This window comes from Pseudomonas sp. IT-P258, from assembly GCF_949767825.1.
Classification (GTDB): domain Bacteria; phylum Pseudomonadota; class Gammaproteobacteria; order Pseudomonadales; family Pseudomonadaceae; genus Aquipseudomonas; species Aquipseudomonas monachiensis.
Genome location: NZ_CATKPU010000016.1, coordinates 83,773 through 99,723, shown reverse-complemented (window position 1 = coordinate 99,723; position 15,951 = coordinate 83,773). Strand labels below are relative to the sequence as shown.

14 protein-coding genes are annotated in these 15,951 nt (G+C 61.2%); 9 read left to right on the top strand and 5 right to left on the bottom strand.

All coding sequences use genetic code 11. The features are described from left to right. The coding region (locus ACM6G4_RS05790; RefSeq protein WP_414913242.1) for a retention module-containing protein at positions 1-1,548 on the bottom strand (1,548 nt) is incomplete at its 3' end. Positions 1,549-2,136: 588 nt separating this feature from the next. On the opposite strand from ACM6G4_RS05790, the gene ACM6G4_RS05785 reads away from it, so the two are divergent. The 3 genes from ACM6G4_RS05785 (at position 2,137) to ACM6G4_RS05775 (ending at position 7,165) form a co-directional block, all read left to right on the top strand. Then, the gene (locus ACM6G4_RS05785) at positions 2,137-3,501 is read left to right on the top strand and encodes a TolC family outer membrane protein (RefSeq protein ID WP_056722286.1); all 1,365 of its coding nucleotides are present in this window, start codon (positions 2,137-2,139) and stop codon (positions 3,499-3,501) included. A gap of 139 nt (positions 3,502-3,640) precedes the next feature. After that, the gene (locus ACM6G4_RS05780; protein ID WP_414913241.1) at positions 3,641-5,800 is read left to right on the top strand and encodes a type I secretion system permease/ATPase; all 2,160 of its coding nucleotides are present in this window, start codon (positions 3,641-3,643) and stop codon (positions 5,798-5,800) included. Between the two features lie 9 nt (positions 5,801-5,809). Beyond that, on the top strand, positions 5,810-7,165 hold the full coding sequence (locus tag ACM6G4_RS05775) for an HlyD family type I secretion periplasmic adaptor subunit (RefSeq protein WP_056721436.1): 1,356 nt from the start codon (positions 5,810-5,812) through the stop codon (positions 7,163-7,165). Positions 7,166-7,241: 76 nt separating this feature from the next. Here ACM6G4_RS05775 and ACM6G4_RS05770 read toward each other — a convergent pair whose 3' ends face one another. Together ACM6G4_RS05770 and ACM6G4_RS05765 are read right to left on the bottom strand one after the other, a co-directional pair. Beyond that, positions 7,242-7,838, bottom strand: a complete 597-nt coding sequence (locus tag ACM6G4_RS05770; protein WP_414913240.1) for a tRNA-uridine aminocarboxypropyltransferase — start codon at positions 7,836-7,838, stop codon at positions 7,242-7,244. A gap of 5 nt (positions 7,839-7,843) precedes the next feature. Then, positions 7,844-8,737, bottom strand: a complete 894-nt coding sequence (locus ACM6G4_RS05765) for a LysR family transcriptional regulator (RefSeq protein ID WP_007972518.1) — start codon at positions 8,735-8,737, stop codon at positions 7,844-7,846. 344 nt (positions 8,738-9,081) lie between these two features. Here ACM6G4_RS05765 and speB point away from each other — a divergent pair, with 344 nt between their 5' ends. The 6 genes from speB (at position 9,082) to ACM6G4_RS05735 (ending at position 14,706) form a co-directional block, all read left to right on the top strand. Beyond that, positions 9,082-10,032 carry an agmatinase gene (gene speB, locus ACM6G4_RS05760; RefSeq protein ID WP_056721431.1) on the top strand — a complete coding sequence of 317 codons (951 nt, stop codon included), beginning with the start codon at positions 9,082-9,084 and terminating at the stop codon, positions 10,030-10,032. A gap of 9 nt (positions 10,033-10,041) precedes the next feature. Then, positions 10,042-10,464 carry a YybH family protein gene (locus tag ACM6G4_RS05755; protein WP_409079346.1) on the top strand — a complete coding sequence of 141 codons (423 nt, stop codon included), beginning with the start codon at positions 10,042-10,044 and terminating at the stop codon, positions 10,462-10,464. A gap of 55 nt (positions 10,465-10,519) precedes the next feature. Next, positions 10,520-12,031, top strand: a complete 1,512-nt coding sequence (locus ACM6G4_RS05750; protein WP_056721427.1) for a purine-cytosine permease family protein — start codon at positions 10,520-10,522, stop codon at positions 12,029-12,031. A 162-nt stretch (positions 12,032-12,193) separates the two neighbouring features. Continuing rightward, a complete protein-coding gene (locus ACM6G4_RS05745; protein ID WP_414913239.1) occupies positions 12,194-13,573 on the top strand; it encodes a sodium:solute symporter in 1,380 nt (459 codons plus the stop codon). Between the two features lie 85 nt (positions 13,574-13,658). Further along, positions 13,659-14,384: an MBL fold metallo-hydrolase gene (locus ACM6G4_RS05740; protein WP_414913238.1), complete on the top strand. Its 726-nt coding sequence runs from the start codon at positions 13,659-13,661 to the stop codon at positions 14,382-14,384. Between the two features lie 70 nt (positions 14,385-14,454). Beyond that, positions 14,455-14,706, top strand: coding sequence for a phosphopantetheine-containing protein (locus ACM6G4_RS05735; RefSeq protein ID WP_056721421.1), 252 nt, complete (start codon positions 14,455-14,457; stop codon positions 14,704-14,706). Between the two features lie 86 nt (positions 14,707-14,792). On the opposite strand, the gene ACM6G4_RS05730 is transcribed toward ACM6G4_RS05735, so the two are convergent. Both ACM6G4_RS05730 and ptrR read right to left on the bottom strand, forming a co-directional pair. Continuing rightward, entirely contained in the window at positions 14,793-14,921 is a 129-nt protein-coding gene (locus ACM6G4_RS05730; RefSeq protein ID WP_007972508.1) for a PA1414 family protein, read from the bottom strand. A gap of 135 nt (positions 14,922-15,056) precedes the next feature. After that, entirely contained in the window at positions 15,057-15,950 is an 894-nt protein-coding gene (ptrR, locus tag ACM6G4_RS05725; RefSeq protein ID WP_056721418.1) for a putrescine utilization regulator PtrR, read from the bottom strand. Position 15,951: the final 1 nt, after the last annotated feature.

The following is a 15,951-nucleotide window of genomic DNA, read 5'->3' as shown; positions in this document are numbered from 1 at the left end:
GCCCAGCGGCGTAGTGATCGATTGCGGGAAGCCGGCGGCCACGCCAGCGGTGACCACGGCGATGCCGCCCACGGTCAGGGTCGTCACGCCGTCGAGGGCCGTGACGGTGAAGGTGCCGTTCTGGGTCAGGGCTGGTGTATCCGGGTTGCTGCCGTCGCTGAGATTTTTCTCGAAGACGGTCAACTCGCCGCCCCCGGCATTCAAACCGCCAATCGTGATCGGGTCATCGTTGTTATGGATCTGCAGCACCAGGTTGGCAGTGCTGCTGTCGCCGTCGGCGTCGGTCAGCGTATAGGTGAAGGTTTCGGTGCCGTCGCCACCGCCGTGCAACGCCTTGAAATCGGCATCGCTGGTGTTCAGCGTGTAGGTGTAAGTGCCATTGGCATTCAGCACCAGGGTGCCGTAGGTGCCGGTGAAGGTGCCGGGGGTGATGGGGCCGCTATTCTCCCCAACCGTCACGCGGTCGGCGCCTTGCACGTCGTTGCCCAGCACGTTGCCGTTGAGGGTCAGCAGGGTTTCCGAGGCGGTGCCATTGTTGTCATCGACTGCTTGCGGCACGTCGTCGATGATGTTGATTGTCACTGTACCGGTAGTGCTGTCGCCATTGCTGTCGCTGGCCACCACGGTGACGTGTTCGACAAGACTATTGGCACCCTCGCCGCTCGCGTGGGATTCGGCACGGTTGAGGGTGTAGCTGTAACTGACCACGCCCGTGGCCGGGTCGAAACCGGTGACGGTCAGCGTGCCGCCCAACGGGGAGGTTAGCGACTGCGGGAAACCTGCCGCAACGCCGCCGCTGATCAAGTTGATCGCGCCGATGCTGAGGCTGCTCAGCCCGTCTGGCGCATTGATGGTGAAGGTGCCGCTTCGCGTCAGTAAGCCTTCGTTCCTCGCCGAACCATCGGCCAGGTTGGCCTCGTTGACAGTCCGCTCGCCGTTCTGTTCCGACAGGTCTTCGAAAGTGACCGGATTGTTCGGCACCTGCGCAACCACCGGCGGCACAACAGGGGCTTGCTCCGCTACAGCATTGTCCGGATTAGCGTTCAGGCGTTCTTCGGGAAGTTCGGGAATGCCATTGAACCCGGCAGTGGGGAAGCCGATGACCGGATCAACTCGCCCACCCACTTCCTCGAGCATGACGAAACTATGGCCACTGCCCGGGATGCCACCCGGTACACCGGTAGTCGTGGCGGGCCCGGCAGCGGTGGCTTCGGCGGTTTGGGTCGGGTCGTCGCCCGCCGCGATGGCTTTTTGCAGCTGTTCGACATCGGTCAGTTGCGCTTCGCTCGGCGTCAGGGCTTCAGGTGAGTCCACATGGGGAATCTGATTGGCGAGCAACTGCGGTGTCATCTGCATGCTGCTGTCGCGCCCGAGGGTCAGTTCCTGGCCATTTTGCAGATGCACCGCCACCGCGCCTTCAGCGCCAGTGGTCAGTTGGTCGCCAGCGAACAGCCGGTCCCCCTCGACCAAAGCACGCCGGGTGCCGTCGCTCGCAACCGCGAACACCTGACCGATGACCTTACTGACGATTCCGATGAGCGTTGCCATGTGCACTTCCTCCGCTGCCAACCGCTGTCGGCACCTTGATTGTGCGAAGAACGTGCTCATGGCTCGAGCGGGTTGTCTGGCGGATCGTGCACCGGGTGCCGGATTACTTGAGTAAGCCGTGGCCCCGGCACCGATCTCGCCCAGCCAGTCGCTCACGGCGCTGTTTACGATTTCAGGAAAACCCCTCTGCAATCAATGGCATCGGATCCCTGTGCGCAACAACCTTGCCTGTGAGCGATGCGTAACGATCTTGAATCACTCAAGTGACAAAAAACCGTCACCACCAGATCGCTCGCATCCCTCCCCTCCAGCACTTCTCCGCTCTTTGTCGATAAGTGGATTGGAACTTTCCTCAAACCCTCGATAAGCGCCAGAGAGCTCGTAAAACAAGGGCTTTCGAGTTGAACAATGTGCTGGATTTCGCAGAGCGCATAAGTTTTTTTTGGCATAAGCGTTATGAAAAAAATTTCTTAGCTACGCTCCAGAATGTTCTTAGCTCTTTTGTTAAAGATGTGAAACAACTTTACCTATAAATGTCGTCAAATAATTGGCGACAGATAAGCACCATCAGGAATCAGGGAGATGTACATGCGCCTATTAACCCCCCTCTGCAGCGCGGTTCTTTTGGCCATGGCCTGCTCGTCCCAGGCTCAGGCCATGACGCTGACCGAAGCGATCCAGAGCACCATTGCGACCCACCCGGAACTGGCATCCCGGGTAGACAGCCGACTGTCGGCGGATGAGGACGTAAAGGTCGCCAAAGGGGGCTTTTATCCATCGGTTGATCTGAACGCCGCTTATGGGCGCGGGTACAGCGATAACACCAATACCCGGGCGCTAACTCCCGGCGGACACAACACAGAAACCTTGAACTACACCCAATCGGAATTACGCCTGCGGCAAATGCTCTTCGACGGGTTCAACACTTCAAATGAAGTCCAGCGCACCAAAGGCGTGGTCAACTCGCGAGCCTATTACGCTCAGGGTACGGCTCAGGATCTGGCCCTGCGCACCACCGAGGTTTACCTGGAAGTCCTCAAGCGCCGCGAACTGGTGACACTGGCCAAGAACAACCTGCAAGCGCACTTGCGGGTCAACGACCAGATCGGCCTGCGCACCCAGCGCGGCGTGGGCAGCAACGCCGATGCCGACCAGTCCAGCGCTCGCCGGGCACTGGCGGAAAACAACCTCGACACCGCCGAAGTCGATCTGGCCGACGCCGAGTCGAACTTCTATGCCGTTGTGGGGCGCATGCCCGATGAGCTCGAAACCCCGCCGTCGATTCGCGGCGAAGTCCCCCCCACCCTGCCCGAAGCCCAGCAGAGCATGGTGGAAAACAACCCTTACCTGAAATCCGCCCAGGCCGACGTGCAATCGGCCGAAAGCCAGTACGAAGTCGCCAAGTCACCGTTCTACCCGCGCTTGGACGCCGAGGCGGCAGTGGGCGCGAACAACAACGTGCAGGGTGACGAAGGTCACGACAACGAATGGCGGGTCGGCGTGGTGATGAACTACAACCTGTTCCGTGGAGGCAGCGACAAGGCGCGCCTGGCCTCCGACTCGCACAAGATCAACCAGGCCATGGACATCCGTAACAATGCCTTGCGCCAGCTCAACGAGAACATTCACCTGGCCTGGAACGCCATGGTCAATGCCAAGAAACAAACCCCGACCGCCCGTGAGTACGCCGACACCAGCAAGCGTGTACGCATCGCCTACCAGGATCAGTTCGGCCTCGGCCAACGGACCCTGCTGGACCTGCTCGACAGTGAAAACGAGCTCTACAACGCCAACCGTCGCTACACCGAAGTGCGCTATACCGAAGAGTTCTCTATGTACCGTGTCCTGGCGAACATGGGCCAGTTGCTGAGCAAGCAACGGGTCGTACTACCCGCCGACGCGATCGCCCAGACCGAAGTGAAAAACGAAGCTCGTCTGCCTGAAATGAAATAGCCGTAGGAGCTGCCGCAGGCTGCGATCTTTTGACTTTGCTTTTGAGCAATCAAGATCAAAAGATCGCAGCCTGCGGCAGCTCCTACAGTGAGATATGCAGATATCTGTCGATTGCCGCAGAGCAACGGGAGCAATCAATGTGACCAGCATGGAACCCGGCAATACTGGTGTCGATCCGCGCCTGAGCTTCGATGACCCGCTTCTGGACGGTCTGTTGATCCTCTGCAAACTCCACGGCGCGACGGTCAGTCGCGCCAGCCTCAGTGCCGGGCTGCCCATGGCACACCAACGCCTGAGCCTGGACCTGCTGCCCCGTGCAGCGGCCCGGGCCGGTTTGCAGGCGCGCTTGCTGCGCCGCGACCTCAAGGACATCTCCCCACTCAACCTGCCCGTGCTGCTGTTGCTCAACAACGGCCGCACGGCCGTGCTGCGCCGTTATGGCGAGGACGGCAAGGTGCTGATCCTGCCCAGCGAAGCCGACGGCGGCGAACAATGGCTCAGCCCCGAGGAGCTGGCCGAACACTACAGTGGCCAGGCGTTGTTTGCCCGGCCACGCCACGAACTCGAAGACTTGCGCTCGCCACTGGTGCCTCGGGTGCAGGCCTGGTTTCGCGATACGCTGAAGCTGTCGAAATGGCTGTACAGCGATGCAATCCTGGCGAGTTTCCTGATCAACCTGCTGGGCCTGATGGTGCCGCTGTTCGTGATGCAAACCTACGATCGCGTGGTGCCGAACCAGGCCACTTCGACCTTGTGGGTGCTGGCGATCGGCTTGCTGATCGGCACCGCTTTCGAACTGGTGCTGCGGGTCGTGCGTGCGCACTTGCTGGATACCGCCGGCAAGAAAACCGATGTGATCCTGTCGGCCACCCTGTTCGAGCGCATCACCGGCATGGCGATGAAGGCAAGGCCGGCGACCATCGGTGGCTTCGCCCAAAGCATTCATGACTTCCAGGGCCTGCGGGAATTTCTCACCGCCGTGACCCTCACCAGCCTGATCGACCTGCCCTTCTGCCTGCTGATGCTGCTGGTGATCGGCCTGCTCGGTGGCTGGCTGGTGGTGATCCCGATACTGGCGTTCCCCCTCACCATCATCTTCGCCATGGTGATCCAGGTGCGCCTGCGCGATACCGTGCAGAAAAGCCTCAGCCTGGGCGCCGAACGCCAGGCACTGTTGATCGAAACCCTCAGTGGCCTGGAAACCCTCAAGGCCTGCAGCGCCGAAAGCGAACGCCAGCACAAATGGGAAAGCACCCACGGCGCCCTCACCCGTCTCGACAGCCACGCACGCAACCTCTCGGCCCTGGCCACCAACGGCACGCTGTTCATCCAGCAACTGTCCGGCATGGCCACCATCGTCGCCGGGGTCTACAGCATCATCGCCGGCAACCTGAGCGTCGGTGCCCTGGTGGCCAGCTACATGCTCGGCAGTCGGGTACTGGCGCCACTGGGGCAGATCGCCGGCCTGATCACCCGCTACCAACAAGCGCAACTGACCATGAAAAGCACCGATGCGCTGATGGGCCTGCCCCAGGAGCGCGATGCCAGACAACGGCCGCTGGAGCGCACCCAACTGCAAGGCGCGCTGGATGTTGTCGGCGTGACCTTCCACTATAACGGCCAGAGTACTCCCGCCCTGGCCAATGTCAGCTTCAGTGTGAAACCCGGCGAGCGCGTCGGCATCATCGGTCGCAGCGGCTCAGGCAAAAGCACCCTGGCGCGCCTGGTGATGGGCTTCTACGAACCGGATGAAGGCCAACTGCTGCTCGATGGCCTGGACCTGCGGCAACTGGACGTCGCCGACCTGCGCCATCAAATCGGTTACGTCGCCCACGACCTGCCGCTTCTGGCCGGCAGCCTGCGCGATAACCTGACCCTCGGCGCGCGCTATATCAGCGACTCACGCATGCTCGAAGTGGCGGAAATGACCGGCGTTACCGAGCTGGCCCGGCAACACCCGCAAGGCTTCGACCGGCCCGTGGGCGAACGCGGGCAACTGTTGTCCGGCGGCCAGCGTCAGGCCGTATTGATGGCCCGGGCGATGTTGCTCGACCCGCCCATCATGCTGCTCGACGAACCCACCAGCGCCATGGACAACAGCAGCGAAGACGTCCTGCGGCAAAAACTTCACGGCTGGGTCCAGGGCAAAACCATCCTGCTGGTGACCCACCGAACCTCGATGCTGAGCCTGGTGGACCGGCTGGTGGTACTGGACAGCGGACGGATCGTCGCCGACGGTCCGAAGGAAGCTGTCATCGATGCACTGCGCAAGGGCCGTGTCGGCTCTGCGGCCGTCTAGGAGTAGCCCATGTCTGCCGATCAAGGATCCCGTGGCTACTTCGACAGTTTCAACAAAAGTGCCGAGACCGAGTTCATGCCGGAAACCGCCGGCGCCTCATTGCAGGACTCACCGCGCTGGTCGCGAATCACTGTGTGGCTGGCCGCCGCGCTGCTGGTCAGCGCGCTGGTCTGGGCCAAATTCGCCGTGTTGCAGGAAGTGACCATGGGCGAAGGCAAGGCGATTCCGTCGAGCAAGGTCCAGGTGATCCAGAACCTGGAGGGCGGCATCGTCACTGAAATTTTCGTCCGCGAAGGGCAAATGGTGAACAAGGGCGATACATTGCTGCGTCTGGATGACACCCGCTACCTGTCGAACAAGGGTGAAAGCGAAGCCGATCGCTACGCCTTGACCGCGCAGGTCGAACGGCTTTCGGCCGAAGCCGAAGGCCGGCCGTTCAAGCTGTCAGAAGAAGTGATCGCCAAGGCCCCGCAAGTGGCCGAAGACGAGCGCTCACTTTACGAGCAACGGCAACGGCGACTGGCCAGCGAGCAGCGTACTCTCAGCGAACAACTTCGGCAAAAAACTCAGGAATTGGCCGAGTTTCGCTCGAAACAGGGCCAATTCAGTTCGAGCCTGGCGCTGCTGCAACAAGAGATGAACATGTCCACACCGCTGGTGGGCACCGGCGCGGTGTCACCGGTGGAAATCCTCCGGCTCAAACGCAGCGCCGTGGAGATTCGCGGCTCGCTGAACGCCACCACCCTGGCGATTCCCCGGGCGGAATCGGCGATCAACGAGATCAAAAGCAAGATCGACGAGTCGGAGCAAACCTTCCGCTCGGAAGCCGCCAAAGAGCTGAATGAGAAACGCACCGACCTGTCGAAAATAACGGCATCAAGCATCGCCATCGACGACCGCGTGACCCGCACCACCGTGGTCTCGCCGGTGCACGGCATCATCAAGGTGTTGAAGGTCAACACCATCGGCGGCGTGGTCCAGCCCGGCAGTGACATGGTGGAAATCGTGCCGCTGGAAGACAACCTGCTGATCGAAGCCAAGGTCCGCCCGCAGGACGTTGCATTCCTGCATCCGGGCCAGAAAGCCATGGTCAAGTTCAGTGCCTACGACTACACCATTTATGGCGGCCTGAGCGCCAAGCTGGAACTGATCGGCGCCGACACCATCACCGACGACAAGGGCAACAGTTTCTATCTGATTCAGGTGCGTACTGACAAAAACCATTTGGGCGGGGATGTGAAACCGCTACTGATCATTCCGGGGATGGTGGCGACGGTGGACATTATTACCGGGGAGAAAACGGTGCTGGATTACTTGCTTAAACCGGTGTTGAAAGCGCGGACCGAGGCGATGCGGGAGCGGTAGGCAGTATCCAGAATCTGCGGTGACTGATCTGCCGCCATCGCGAGCAAGCTCGCGATGGGGCCATGACAGGCACCGACTATTTCGGTCCATGGTTACGCTGGTAAACCTCCTCCCCCATCGCCGCAATCTGCCCCTCGATCAACGCCTCGAACGGCTTCAACAACGGCGCAAACGTCGCCGGCGCTTCCAGGGTTTCCAGCGCCTGCACAATCGCCTCCACCGTCGACAACGCCCCCGGTCCCGGCGCCTTGCGCAGGCGATAGCGGGACACGCCGCCCTCGGCCAGCGTCACCCTCGGCAACGCCGCCAGCAGCGGATTGAGGTGCAACATCTTGCGCGCCTTGCGCCAGGTGCCGTCGGGAACCACCAGCAACAAGGGTTCGTCCGTCGCGGCACACGCCTGCATCGGTTGGGCATCTTCGCCGGGAAACAGTAACCGCGCCCGATACCCCGGCTGATTCAACAGCGTCGGCAAATCCTCGAACACCTCGCCGACGATCAACTCGGCATTCTTCAACCCAAGCGCCGCCAGACGCGCGGTGTTCAACGCATGATTCACTTCGCTCGGATGCTGCAACAACAGTACCCGGGTGCGGCTGTCGAGGCTTGGGATCAACGGGCACAGGCAGTGGCTTTGCGGGCGCAGGCAGCGCGGACATTGAATTCTGGACATCGTCTTTATGCCTGATTCAGTTGGGCTTTAAGCAAATCACGGAATGTCTGGATCAGCGGCTCGCGGCTGCGCCCCCGACGCACGATCATCGAGAACGGCGCCTGATAACCGAAGGTCGCCGGCAGCAACACCCGCAAATCACCCTTGTCGGCCCAGGCCTGGGCGTAGTGCTCCGGCAGGTAGCCGATGTAGGCGCCGGACAGCACCAGGATCAACTGGGCCTCCATACTTTCTACCGTCGCGGCGCTGTGCTTGAAACCGTGGCGCGCCAGTTCGGCCTGGCTCCAGTAGCCACGACCGACCATGCGCTGTTGAGTGATGACTTGCTCGGGGATGCGCCGTTCGTTGAACAGAGGATGCCGCGTGCTGCAATACAACCAGTGTTGTTCACGGTACAGCGGCATGTACACCAGGCCGCTCATGCGCGTGGAAAACGCGCCGATGGCCAGGTCGAGACGGTTGTCCTGCACCCCGAGTTGCAATTCATAAGGGCTCATCACCGACAGGTGCAAGTGCACGGCCGGGTGCTCCTGGCTGTAGGCGCCGATGGCTTCGGCGAACGGCAGGGCCTTGTCACTGACGGTGGAGTCGATCACCCCGAGGTTCAAGGTACCGCGCAACTCACCCTTGAGGGCGGCGGCGTACTGCTCGAAGCCTTCGAGCTCGCCCAACAGGCGCAGGGTTTCCTGATGGAACAGCTCGCCCTTGCTGGTCAGGCTGAAACCGCCACGGCCGCGATGGCACAGCACCAGGCCGAGGGCGGCTTCGAGCTGGCTCATGTAGGTGCTGATGGCCGACGTCGAGAGATTGAGTTCCTGCTGGGCGTTGGCGAACCCCTGATGGCGCACCACGCTGACGAAGATGCGCAATAGTTTCAGGTCGGGTAAAGCGTTGGCCATTGGGACTCTCCAAACACCGCTCGAATTTCAGCTGGCTCTGGCTACAGCCCAGTAGGAGCTGCCGCAGGCTGCGATCTTTTGATCTTGACTCTGTGCGATCTGAGACCGCTGGAAATCAAAAGATCGCAGCCTGCGGCAGCTCCTACAGGTTTATCTGCAGCTTTCGTGTTGCGGTGAAGTCTATCGATCTCTCGCACATTAGTTTAGAAAAATCTGAACTAAGTATTTGCCCGTAGCGATTCTTCCCGGTCACTACATTTCGCAGAATCGGCGCCACAAGGTTCGCCCGTACTCCCGTTAACGGCAACCGACATAAATAAAACAACGACGATGAGGCCCTACCCGTGGACAAGATTCTTCACCAACCACTGGGCGGCAACGAAATGCCGCGCTTCGGCGGCATCGCCACCATGATGCGACTCCCCCATTTGAATACCGCTGCCGGCCTGGACGCTGCCTTTGTAGGCGTGCCCCTGGACATCGGTACCTCCCTGCGCCCCGGCACCCGTTTCGGACCTCGCGAAATCCGCGCCGAGTCGGTGATGATCCGCCCGTACAACATGGCCACCGGCGCTGCCCCGTTCGACTCGCTGTCGGTTGCCGACATCGGCGATATCGCAATCAACACGTTCAACCTGCTGGATGCCGTACGGATCATCGAAGAATCCTACAACAACATCCTCGAACACGACGTGATCCCGCTGACCCTGGGCGGCGACCACACCATCACCCTGCCGATCCTGCGTGCCATTCATAAAAAGCACGGCAAGGTCGGCCTGGTGCACATCGACGCCCACGCCGATGTGAACGACCACATGTTCGGCGAGAAGATCGCCCACGGCACCACCTTCCGTCGCGCTGTCGAAGAAGGCCTGCTGGATCCGGACCGCGTCGTGCAGATCGGCCTGCGCGCCCAGGGCTACACCGCTGACGACTTCAACTGGAGCCGCAACCAGGGCTTCCGTGTGGTTCAGGCTGAAGAGTGCTGGCACAAATCGCTGGAGCCCTTGATGGCTGAAGTCCGCGAGAAAGTCGGCGGCGGCCCGGTGTACCTGAGCTTCGACATCGACGGCATCGACCCGGCCTGGGCACCGGGTACCGGTACCCCGGAAATCGGCGGTCTGACGACCATTCAGGCGATCGAGATCGTTCGTGGCTGCCAAGGCCTCGACCTGGTCGGTTGCGATCTGGTAGAAGTCTCGCCCGCTTACGACACCACCGGCAACACCTCGCTGCTGGCCGCCAACCTGCTGTACGAAATGCTCTGCGTACTGCCTGGCGTAGTCCACCGCTGAGGATCAGTCATGAACGAACGTGATCAGGTGCTCAAAGCCGCCGCCGATCTGGTGTCCGCTTTTGCCCGTAACGATCGCGAAGCCTACTTCGGCGCGTTCAGCTTTGAAGCCAGCTTCGTCTTCTACACCCTCGAACAGCCCCTGCTGTCGCGCGACGCCTATCAGGCGATGTGGGACGGCTGGCGCTCCGAGGATGGCTTCGAGGTGCTCTCGTGCACCTCAAGCAACGCTTTCGTCAGCCTGCAGGGTGACGTGGCGATTTTCATCCATGACGTGGCCACCGAGTTGCGCATGCAAGGGGAGCAACACTTCAGCCAGGAGCGCGAGACGATTGTTTTCAAGAAACAAGCGTCTGGCCAAGAACAACAAGGCCTATGGCTGGCCTGCCACGAACATTTGTCCGCGATGCCGGAAGGGCTGCCACCCCCTTAGCCAACACAGGTGATGCTCACGCACGATGAGCGCGCCTTTATGATCGGAGCTGATCATGAATAACAAAAACAACGAAAAAAGCCTTAGCAGCATTGAAACAAACGGGGTCGAACAGATCCCGGACAATGAGCGTGACGCCAAGCCCAGCGATCTGTTTCGCCTGATCTTCGGCGGAGCCAACACCTTTGCCACCGCCGTGCTCGGCAGTTTCCCGGTACTGTTCGGCCTGTCCTTTCAGGCGGGCGTCTGGGCGATTGTGCTGGGCGTGGTACTCGGTTCGCTGATCCTGGCGCCAATGGGCCTGTTCGGCCCCATCAACGGCACCAACAACGCCGTCTCTTCCGGCGCACACTTCGGCGTGCACGGGCGAATCGTCGGCTCCTTCCTGTCGTTGCTGACCGCAATCGCGTTCTTCTCGCTCTCCGTCTGGAGTTCGGGCGATGCGCTGGTGGGCGGTGCCAAGCGCCTGATCGATCTGCCGGAAACCGATCTGACCCTGGGCCTGGCCTACGGTCTGTTCGCGCTGCTGGTATTGACCGTGTGCATCTATGGCTTCCGCTTCATGCTGTGGGTCAACCGCATTGCGGTGTGGGCGGCCAGCCTGCTGTTCCTGCTGGGGGTTTTCGCGTTCGCCCCTGCATTCGACAGCCAGTACGCCGGCACCGTCGCCATGGGCCAGGCCGGTTTCTGGGCTGCGTTCATCGGGGCAGCACTGGTCGCCATGAGCAACCCGATCTCCTTCGGTGCGTTCCTCGGTGACTGGTCGCGCTATATCCCGCGCGATACGCCCAAAGGCCGGATCATGGTATCGGTGATTGCCGCGCAACTCGCCACGCTGATTCCGTTCCTGTTCGGCCTCGTCACCGCCACCATCGTAGCGGTCAAGGCGCCGGACTACATTGCGGCCAACAACTATGTCGGCGGCCTGCTGGCGGTATCGCCGAGCTGGTTCTTCCTGCCGGTGTGCCTGATCGCGGTCATCGGCGGCATGTCCACCGGCACCACTTCGCTCTACGGCACCGGCCTGGACATGTCCAGCGTGTTTCCCCGGGTGCTGTCGCGGGTCAAGGCCACGCTGCTGATCGGTGTGATGTCGATTGCGTTCATCTTCATCGGGCGCTTCGCGGCCAACCTGGTGCAGAGCGTGTCGACCTTCGCCGTGCTGATCATCACCTGCACCACCCCGTGGATGGTGATCATGATCATCGGCCTGCTGGTGCGTCGCGGCTTCTACTGCCCGGATGACCTGCAAGTGTTCACCCGCGGCGAGAAAGGTGGCCGCTACTGGTTCACCCACGGCTGGAACTGGCGTGGCCTCGGTGCCTGGATCCCAAGCGCGGCCGTCGGCCTGTGCTTCGTGAACCTGCCGGGCCAGTTTGTCGGGCCGCTGGGCGAAATGGCCGGTGGTATCGACATCAGCCTGCCGGTGACCCTGGGCCTGGCCTCGCTGGTGTACCTGGCGCTGCTGAGCCTGTTCCCGGAATCGAGCGCAGTGTTCGGTCCGAACGACCCTCGCAGCAAGAGCACGGATTCGCTCGCTAAACCGGCGATGCGTCAAGCCGCCTGATTCAATGAACTAAACGCACTACCTGTGGGAGCGGGCTTGCCCGCGAAGACGGCAGCACATCCAACATTGATGTGACTGACAGACCGCTTTCGCGAGCAAGCCCGCTCCCACAGGGATTGATTTTCAGCCTCACATAAAAAAGACAATCGGAGACACGCCATAATGGCTTTGGATTTATTCGTCGTACTCATCTACGCCGCCGCGATGCTGATACTCGGCTACTACGGCATGCGCAAGGCCAAGACCAACGAAGACTTTTTGGTCGCCGGTCGTAACCTCGGCCCAAGCCTGTACATGGGCACCATGGCTGCCACCGTCCTGGGCGGTGCGTCCACCGTGGGCACCGTGCGTCTGGGCTATGTGCATGGCATCTCCGGTTTCTGGCTGTGTGCGGCCCTGGGTTGCGGGATCGTGGCGCTGAACCTGTTCCTCGCCAAACCGCTGCTGAAGCTGAAGATCTACACCGTTACCCAGGTCCTGGAAAAACGCTACAACCCGATGGCCCGCTCCGCGAGCGCGGTAATCATGCTGGCCTACGCGCTGATGATCGGCGTGACCTCGATCCTGGCAATCGGCACCGTGCTGCAAGTGCTGTTCGGCCTGCCGTTCTGGATCTCGGTACTGCTCGGCGGCGGCGTGGTGGTGGTCTACTCGGCGATCGGCGGCATGTGGTCCCTGACCCTGACCGACATCGTCCAGTTCGTGATCAAGACTGTCGGCCTGATGTTCATCCTGTTGCCGATCTGCCTGTACCGCGTCGGCGGCTGGGATGAGTTGGTGCTGAAACTGCCGGCGGCGAGCTTCAGCTTCACCACCATCGGTTGGGACACCATCATCACCTACTTCATGATCTACTTCTTCGGCATCCTGATCGGTCAGGACATCTGGCAACGGGTGTTTACCGTCAAGACCGCCAAAGTGGCTCAGGTTGCCGGTACCGCTGCCGGTATCTACTGCATCCTCTACGGCCTGGCCTGCGCCCTGATCGGCATGGCTGCCCACGTTCTGATCCCGGACCTGGACAACGTCAACAACGCCTTCGCCGCGATTGTGAAACTGTCCCTGCCGGACGGTATCCGTGGCCTGGTGATCGCTGCCGCACTGGCCGCCATGATGTCCACCGCCAGCGCCGGCCTGCTGGCCGCTGCAACCACCCTGACCGAAGACCTGCTGCCGAAACTGCGTGGCGGTAAACAGTCGAGCCTGGCGATCAACCGCCTGTTCACCCTGTTGACCGGCATCGTGGTATTGGGCATCGCCCTGATCGTGAACGACGTGATCAGCGCACTGACCCTGGCCTACAACCTGTTGGTAGGCGGCATGCTGATCCCGCTGATGGGTGCGATTTTCTGGAAGCGCGCCACCACCGCCGGCGCTATCGCCAGCATGGGCATGGGCTTCGCCACCGCGCTGTTGTTCATGTTCAAGGACGGGCTGGACGCCAATACCCCGATCTACTACAGCCTCGGTGTAGGCCTGGTGAGCTTTGTTGCTGTCAGCCTGCTGTCCCGTCGCCCGTTGACTGTGGCCAGCGCGGCCTAAGCTGAACATAACGACTTGATGCTTTCTTCGACGGGTGTGGCGTCGGTTGCCACACTCGTTTTTTTTCGTCTGGAGAAAACTGCTCATGAAGATCGTCAGCCGTGACCAGTGGTTCGAAGTCAAACATCTCAGCGACGGCATCCGCCTGATTCACGAGCCCTACATCCGGCCTTTCTACCGCTGCAACCTCTGGCACATCCAGGGCCGCGACAAAGACCTGCTGCTCGACAGCGGCTCGGGCCTGGTCAGCCTGCGCGAGCAACTGCCGTGGATCACCGAACGGCCACTGGTGGCCGTGGCCAGCCACTGCCATTTCGATCACATCGCCGGTCATCACGAGTTCGCTGAACGCCTGGTGCATCCGGCCGAGGCGGACATTCTCGCGGCGCCCGATGGCGACAACGACCTGAGTAAAGCCTTCGTCGGCGACGACATGTTCGAGGCGCACCCCGATTGCCCGCTGTGCTACGCCGAATACCGGGTCAAGGCCGCACCGGCCACAGGGTTTGTCGAAGATGGGGATGTGCTGGACCTGGGCAACCGGGTATTGCAGGTCGTGCACACACCGGGACACTCGCCGGGCGGCATCTGCCTGTACGAAGCCGCCACCGAAACATTGTTCAGTGGCGACATCATCTACGACGGCCCGCTGATTGAAGACGCCTACCACTCCAACCTCGATGACTACGCCCGCAGCCTGCAACGCTTGCGCGGGCTGTCAATCCGCACGGTGCATGGCGGGCATTTCGGGAGTTTTTCCGGGGAGCACTTACGCAACATGATTGACCAATGGCAGCGCTCACACGGCTAAAGCCTGCTGTACTCAACGACAGGAACTGCACCGGCAGGAAGAACGACACCCGCCTCCTCGAAGAACGATCATGAAAGAAGCCGCCCTTCGTGCTGTCGTACATCGCTACATCAGCCGCCTGCTGGAAGGTCGGGACGACTTCGACGACAACGCCAGCCTGGCGCAGTTGGGATTGGATAAAAATGATATCGAAGAGCTGATCTTCCATCTGGAAGATGAACTGGGTGTCACGGCGTTTACCGTGGAGGAAGACCGGATGCTCAAGACCGCCAGGACGGCGAATGATTTGAGCCGGTTTTTGCTGGAGATCGGGCGGTACTAAGGCTGGTGATCAAACGTACACGAAGCGGCAAGGGAGCTTGCTCCCTCGCCACGGGAAACCTTTCACCTGTCAGATGATATCTGTCATTACCGGCGTCGCTGCTGGCGCCGACGTTGTTCGTCATCAGTACGAACAGGCACGGGTTGCAGAGGCGGCTCGATCAAGCCGAGAGCGACGCCCAGGTCATGCAGCCAGTTTTGGATTTTCTCTTTCATGGTGCCCCCTTCAGGGTAGTGCCGAGCGGCCAAAGTTCTGTAGCCCCTTCGTACAGATAATAGTCCGAAGTCCTACGCAATGCTCGCGCAAAGTCACAATGATCTGTTACTGAATCCATCACAATCAGCCTGTGTTCAGGCAATGTCCTGTGCCCGCACCCGTGTCGGCGGAAAAACCACCTGTTGCTGCTCGATCCAGGCATTCAGGTTGGCCCCGACCATGCCCTTGCGCCACATCAGCCAGGTGGTCGCACTGGCGAACGGCTCGGCCAACGGATGCACGGCCACACTCTCGCGGCCCGGCAGACTGGCGAGCATCGACTCCGACATCAGCGCCACACCGGAACCGGCAATCACACATGCCAGCATCCCCGGATAGGACTCGATCTCCATCGCCCGGCCCATGGCCGCGTGGTCATGGGCGAACCAGGCCTCCAGGCGCATGCGGTAGGAGCAGCCCTGGCGAAAGGTGAACACCGAACGACCTTGCACATCCAGCGCGCTGCGCACGGGCGGATGGTCGGCCTCGCTGATCAGGACCAGGCGCTCGTCGCACAAGGGCACCCCGTCGAGACCGGCCAGCTCCAGGGGGCCATCCACCAGCGCCGCATCGAGCCGGCCGGTGAGCAGGCCTTCGAGCAGTTCACCGCTGGGCCCGGACTGTACTTGCAGGTTCACTGCCGGATACAAGCGGTGGTAGTGCGCCAATAGCCCCGGAAGGTGAATCGCTGCCGTGCTGTACATGGTGCCGAGCACGAAGTCGCCCGCCGGTTGACCGCCCTGCACTGCCGCGCTGGCCTCATCGTGCAAGGCAAACAGCCTGGCGGTGTAATCCAGCAGGACTTTTCCCGCAGGCGACAACTGCAAGCGCTGACGTTCGCGCAGGAACAGTTCGACGCCCAGTTGCTCTTCCAGCTGTTTGAGCCGGGTCGACAGGTTCGACGGCACTCGATGCAACCGTTCTGCGGCCCGGGTGATGGACCCTTCTTCCGCCACTGCCTGGAAGATGCGCAATTGGCTGAACTCCACG

Excerpts from the sequence above, each read along its gene's own strand:
- ACM6G4_RS05740 (WP_414913238.1), top strand. The coding sequence starts at position 13,659 with ATGAAGATCGTCAGCCGTGACCAGTGGTTCGAAGTCAAACATCTCAGC.
- ACM6G4_RS05775 (WP_056721436.1), top strand. The coding sequence starts at position 5,810 with ATGTCTGCCGATCAAGGATCCCGTGGCTACTTCGACAGTTTCAACAAA.
- ACM6G4_RS05770 (WP_414913240.1), bottom strand. The coding sequence starts at position 7,838 with ATGTCCAGAATTCAATGTCCGCGCTGCCTGCGCCCGCAAAGCCACTGC.
- ACM6G4_RS05755 (WP_409079346.1), top strand. The coding sequence starts at position 10,042 with ATGAACGAACGTGATCAGGTGCTCAAAGCCGCCGCCGATCTGGTGTCC.
- ACM6G4_RS05750 (WP_056721427.1), top strand. The coding sequence starts at position 10,520 with ATGAATAACAAAAACAACGAAAAAAGCCTTAGCAGCATTGAAACAAAC.
- ACM6G4_RS05735 (WP_056721421.1), top strand. The coding sequence starts at position 14,455 with ATGAAAGAAGCCGCCCTTCGTGCTGTCGTACATCGCTACATCAGCCGC.
- ACM6G4_RS05745 (WP_414913239.1), top strand. The coding sequence starts at position 12,194 with ATGGCTTTGGATTTATTCGTCGTACTCATCTACGCCGCCGCGATGCTG.
- ACM6G4_RS05765 (WP_007972518.1), bottom strand. The coding sequence starts at position 8,737 with ATGGCCAACGCTTTACCCGACCTGAAACTATTGCGCATCTTCGTCAGC.
- ACM6G4_RS05785 (WP_056722286.1), top strand. The coding sequence starts at position 2,137 with ATGCGCCTATTAACCCCCCTCTGCAGCGCGGTTCTTTTGGCCATGGCC.
- ACM6G4_RS05730 (WP_007972508.1), bottom strand. The coding sequence starts at position 14,921 with ATGAAAGAGAAAATCCAAAACTGGCTGCATGACCTGGGCGTCGCTCTC.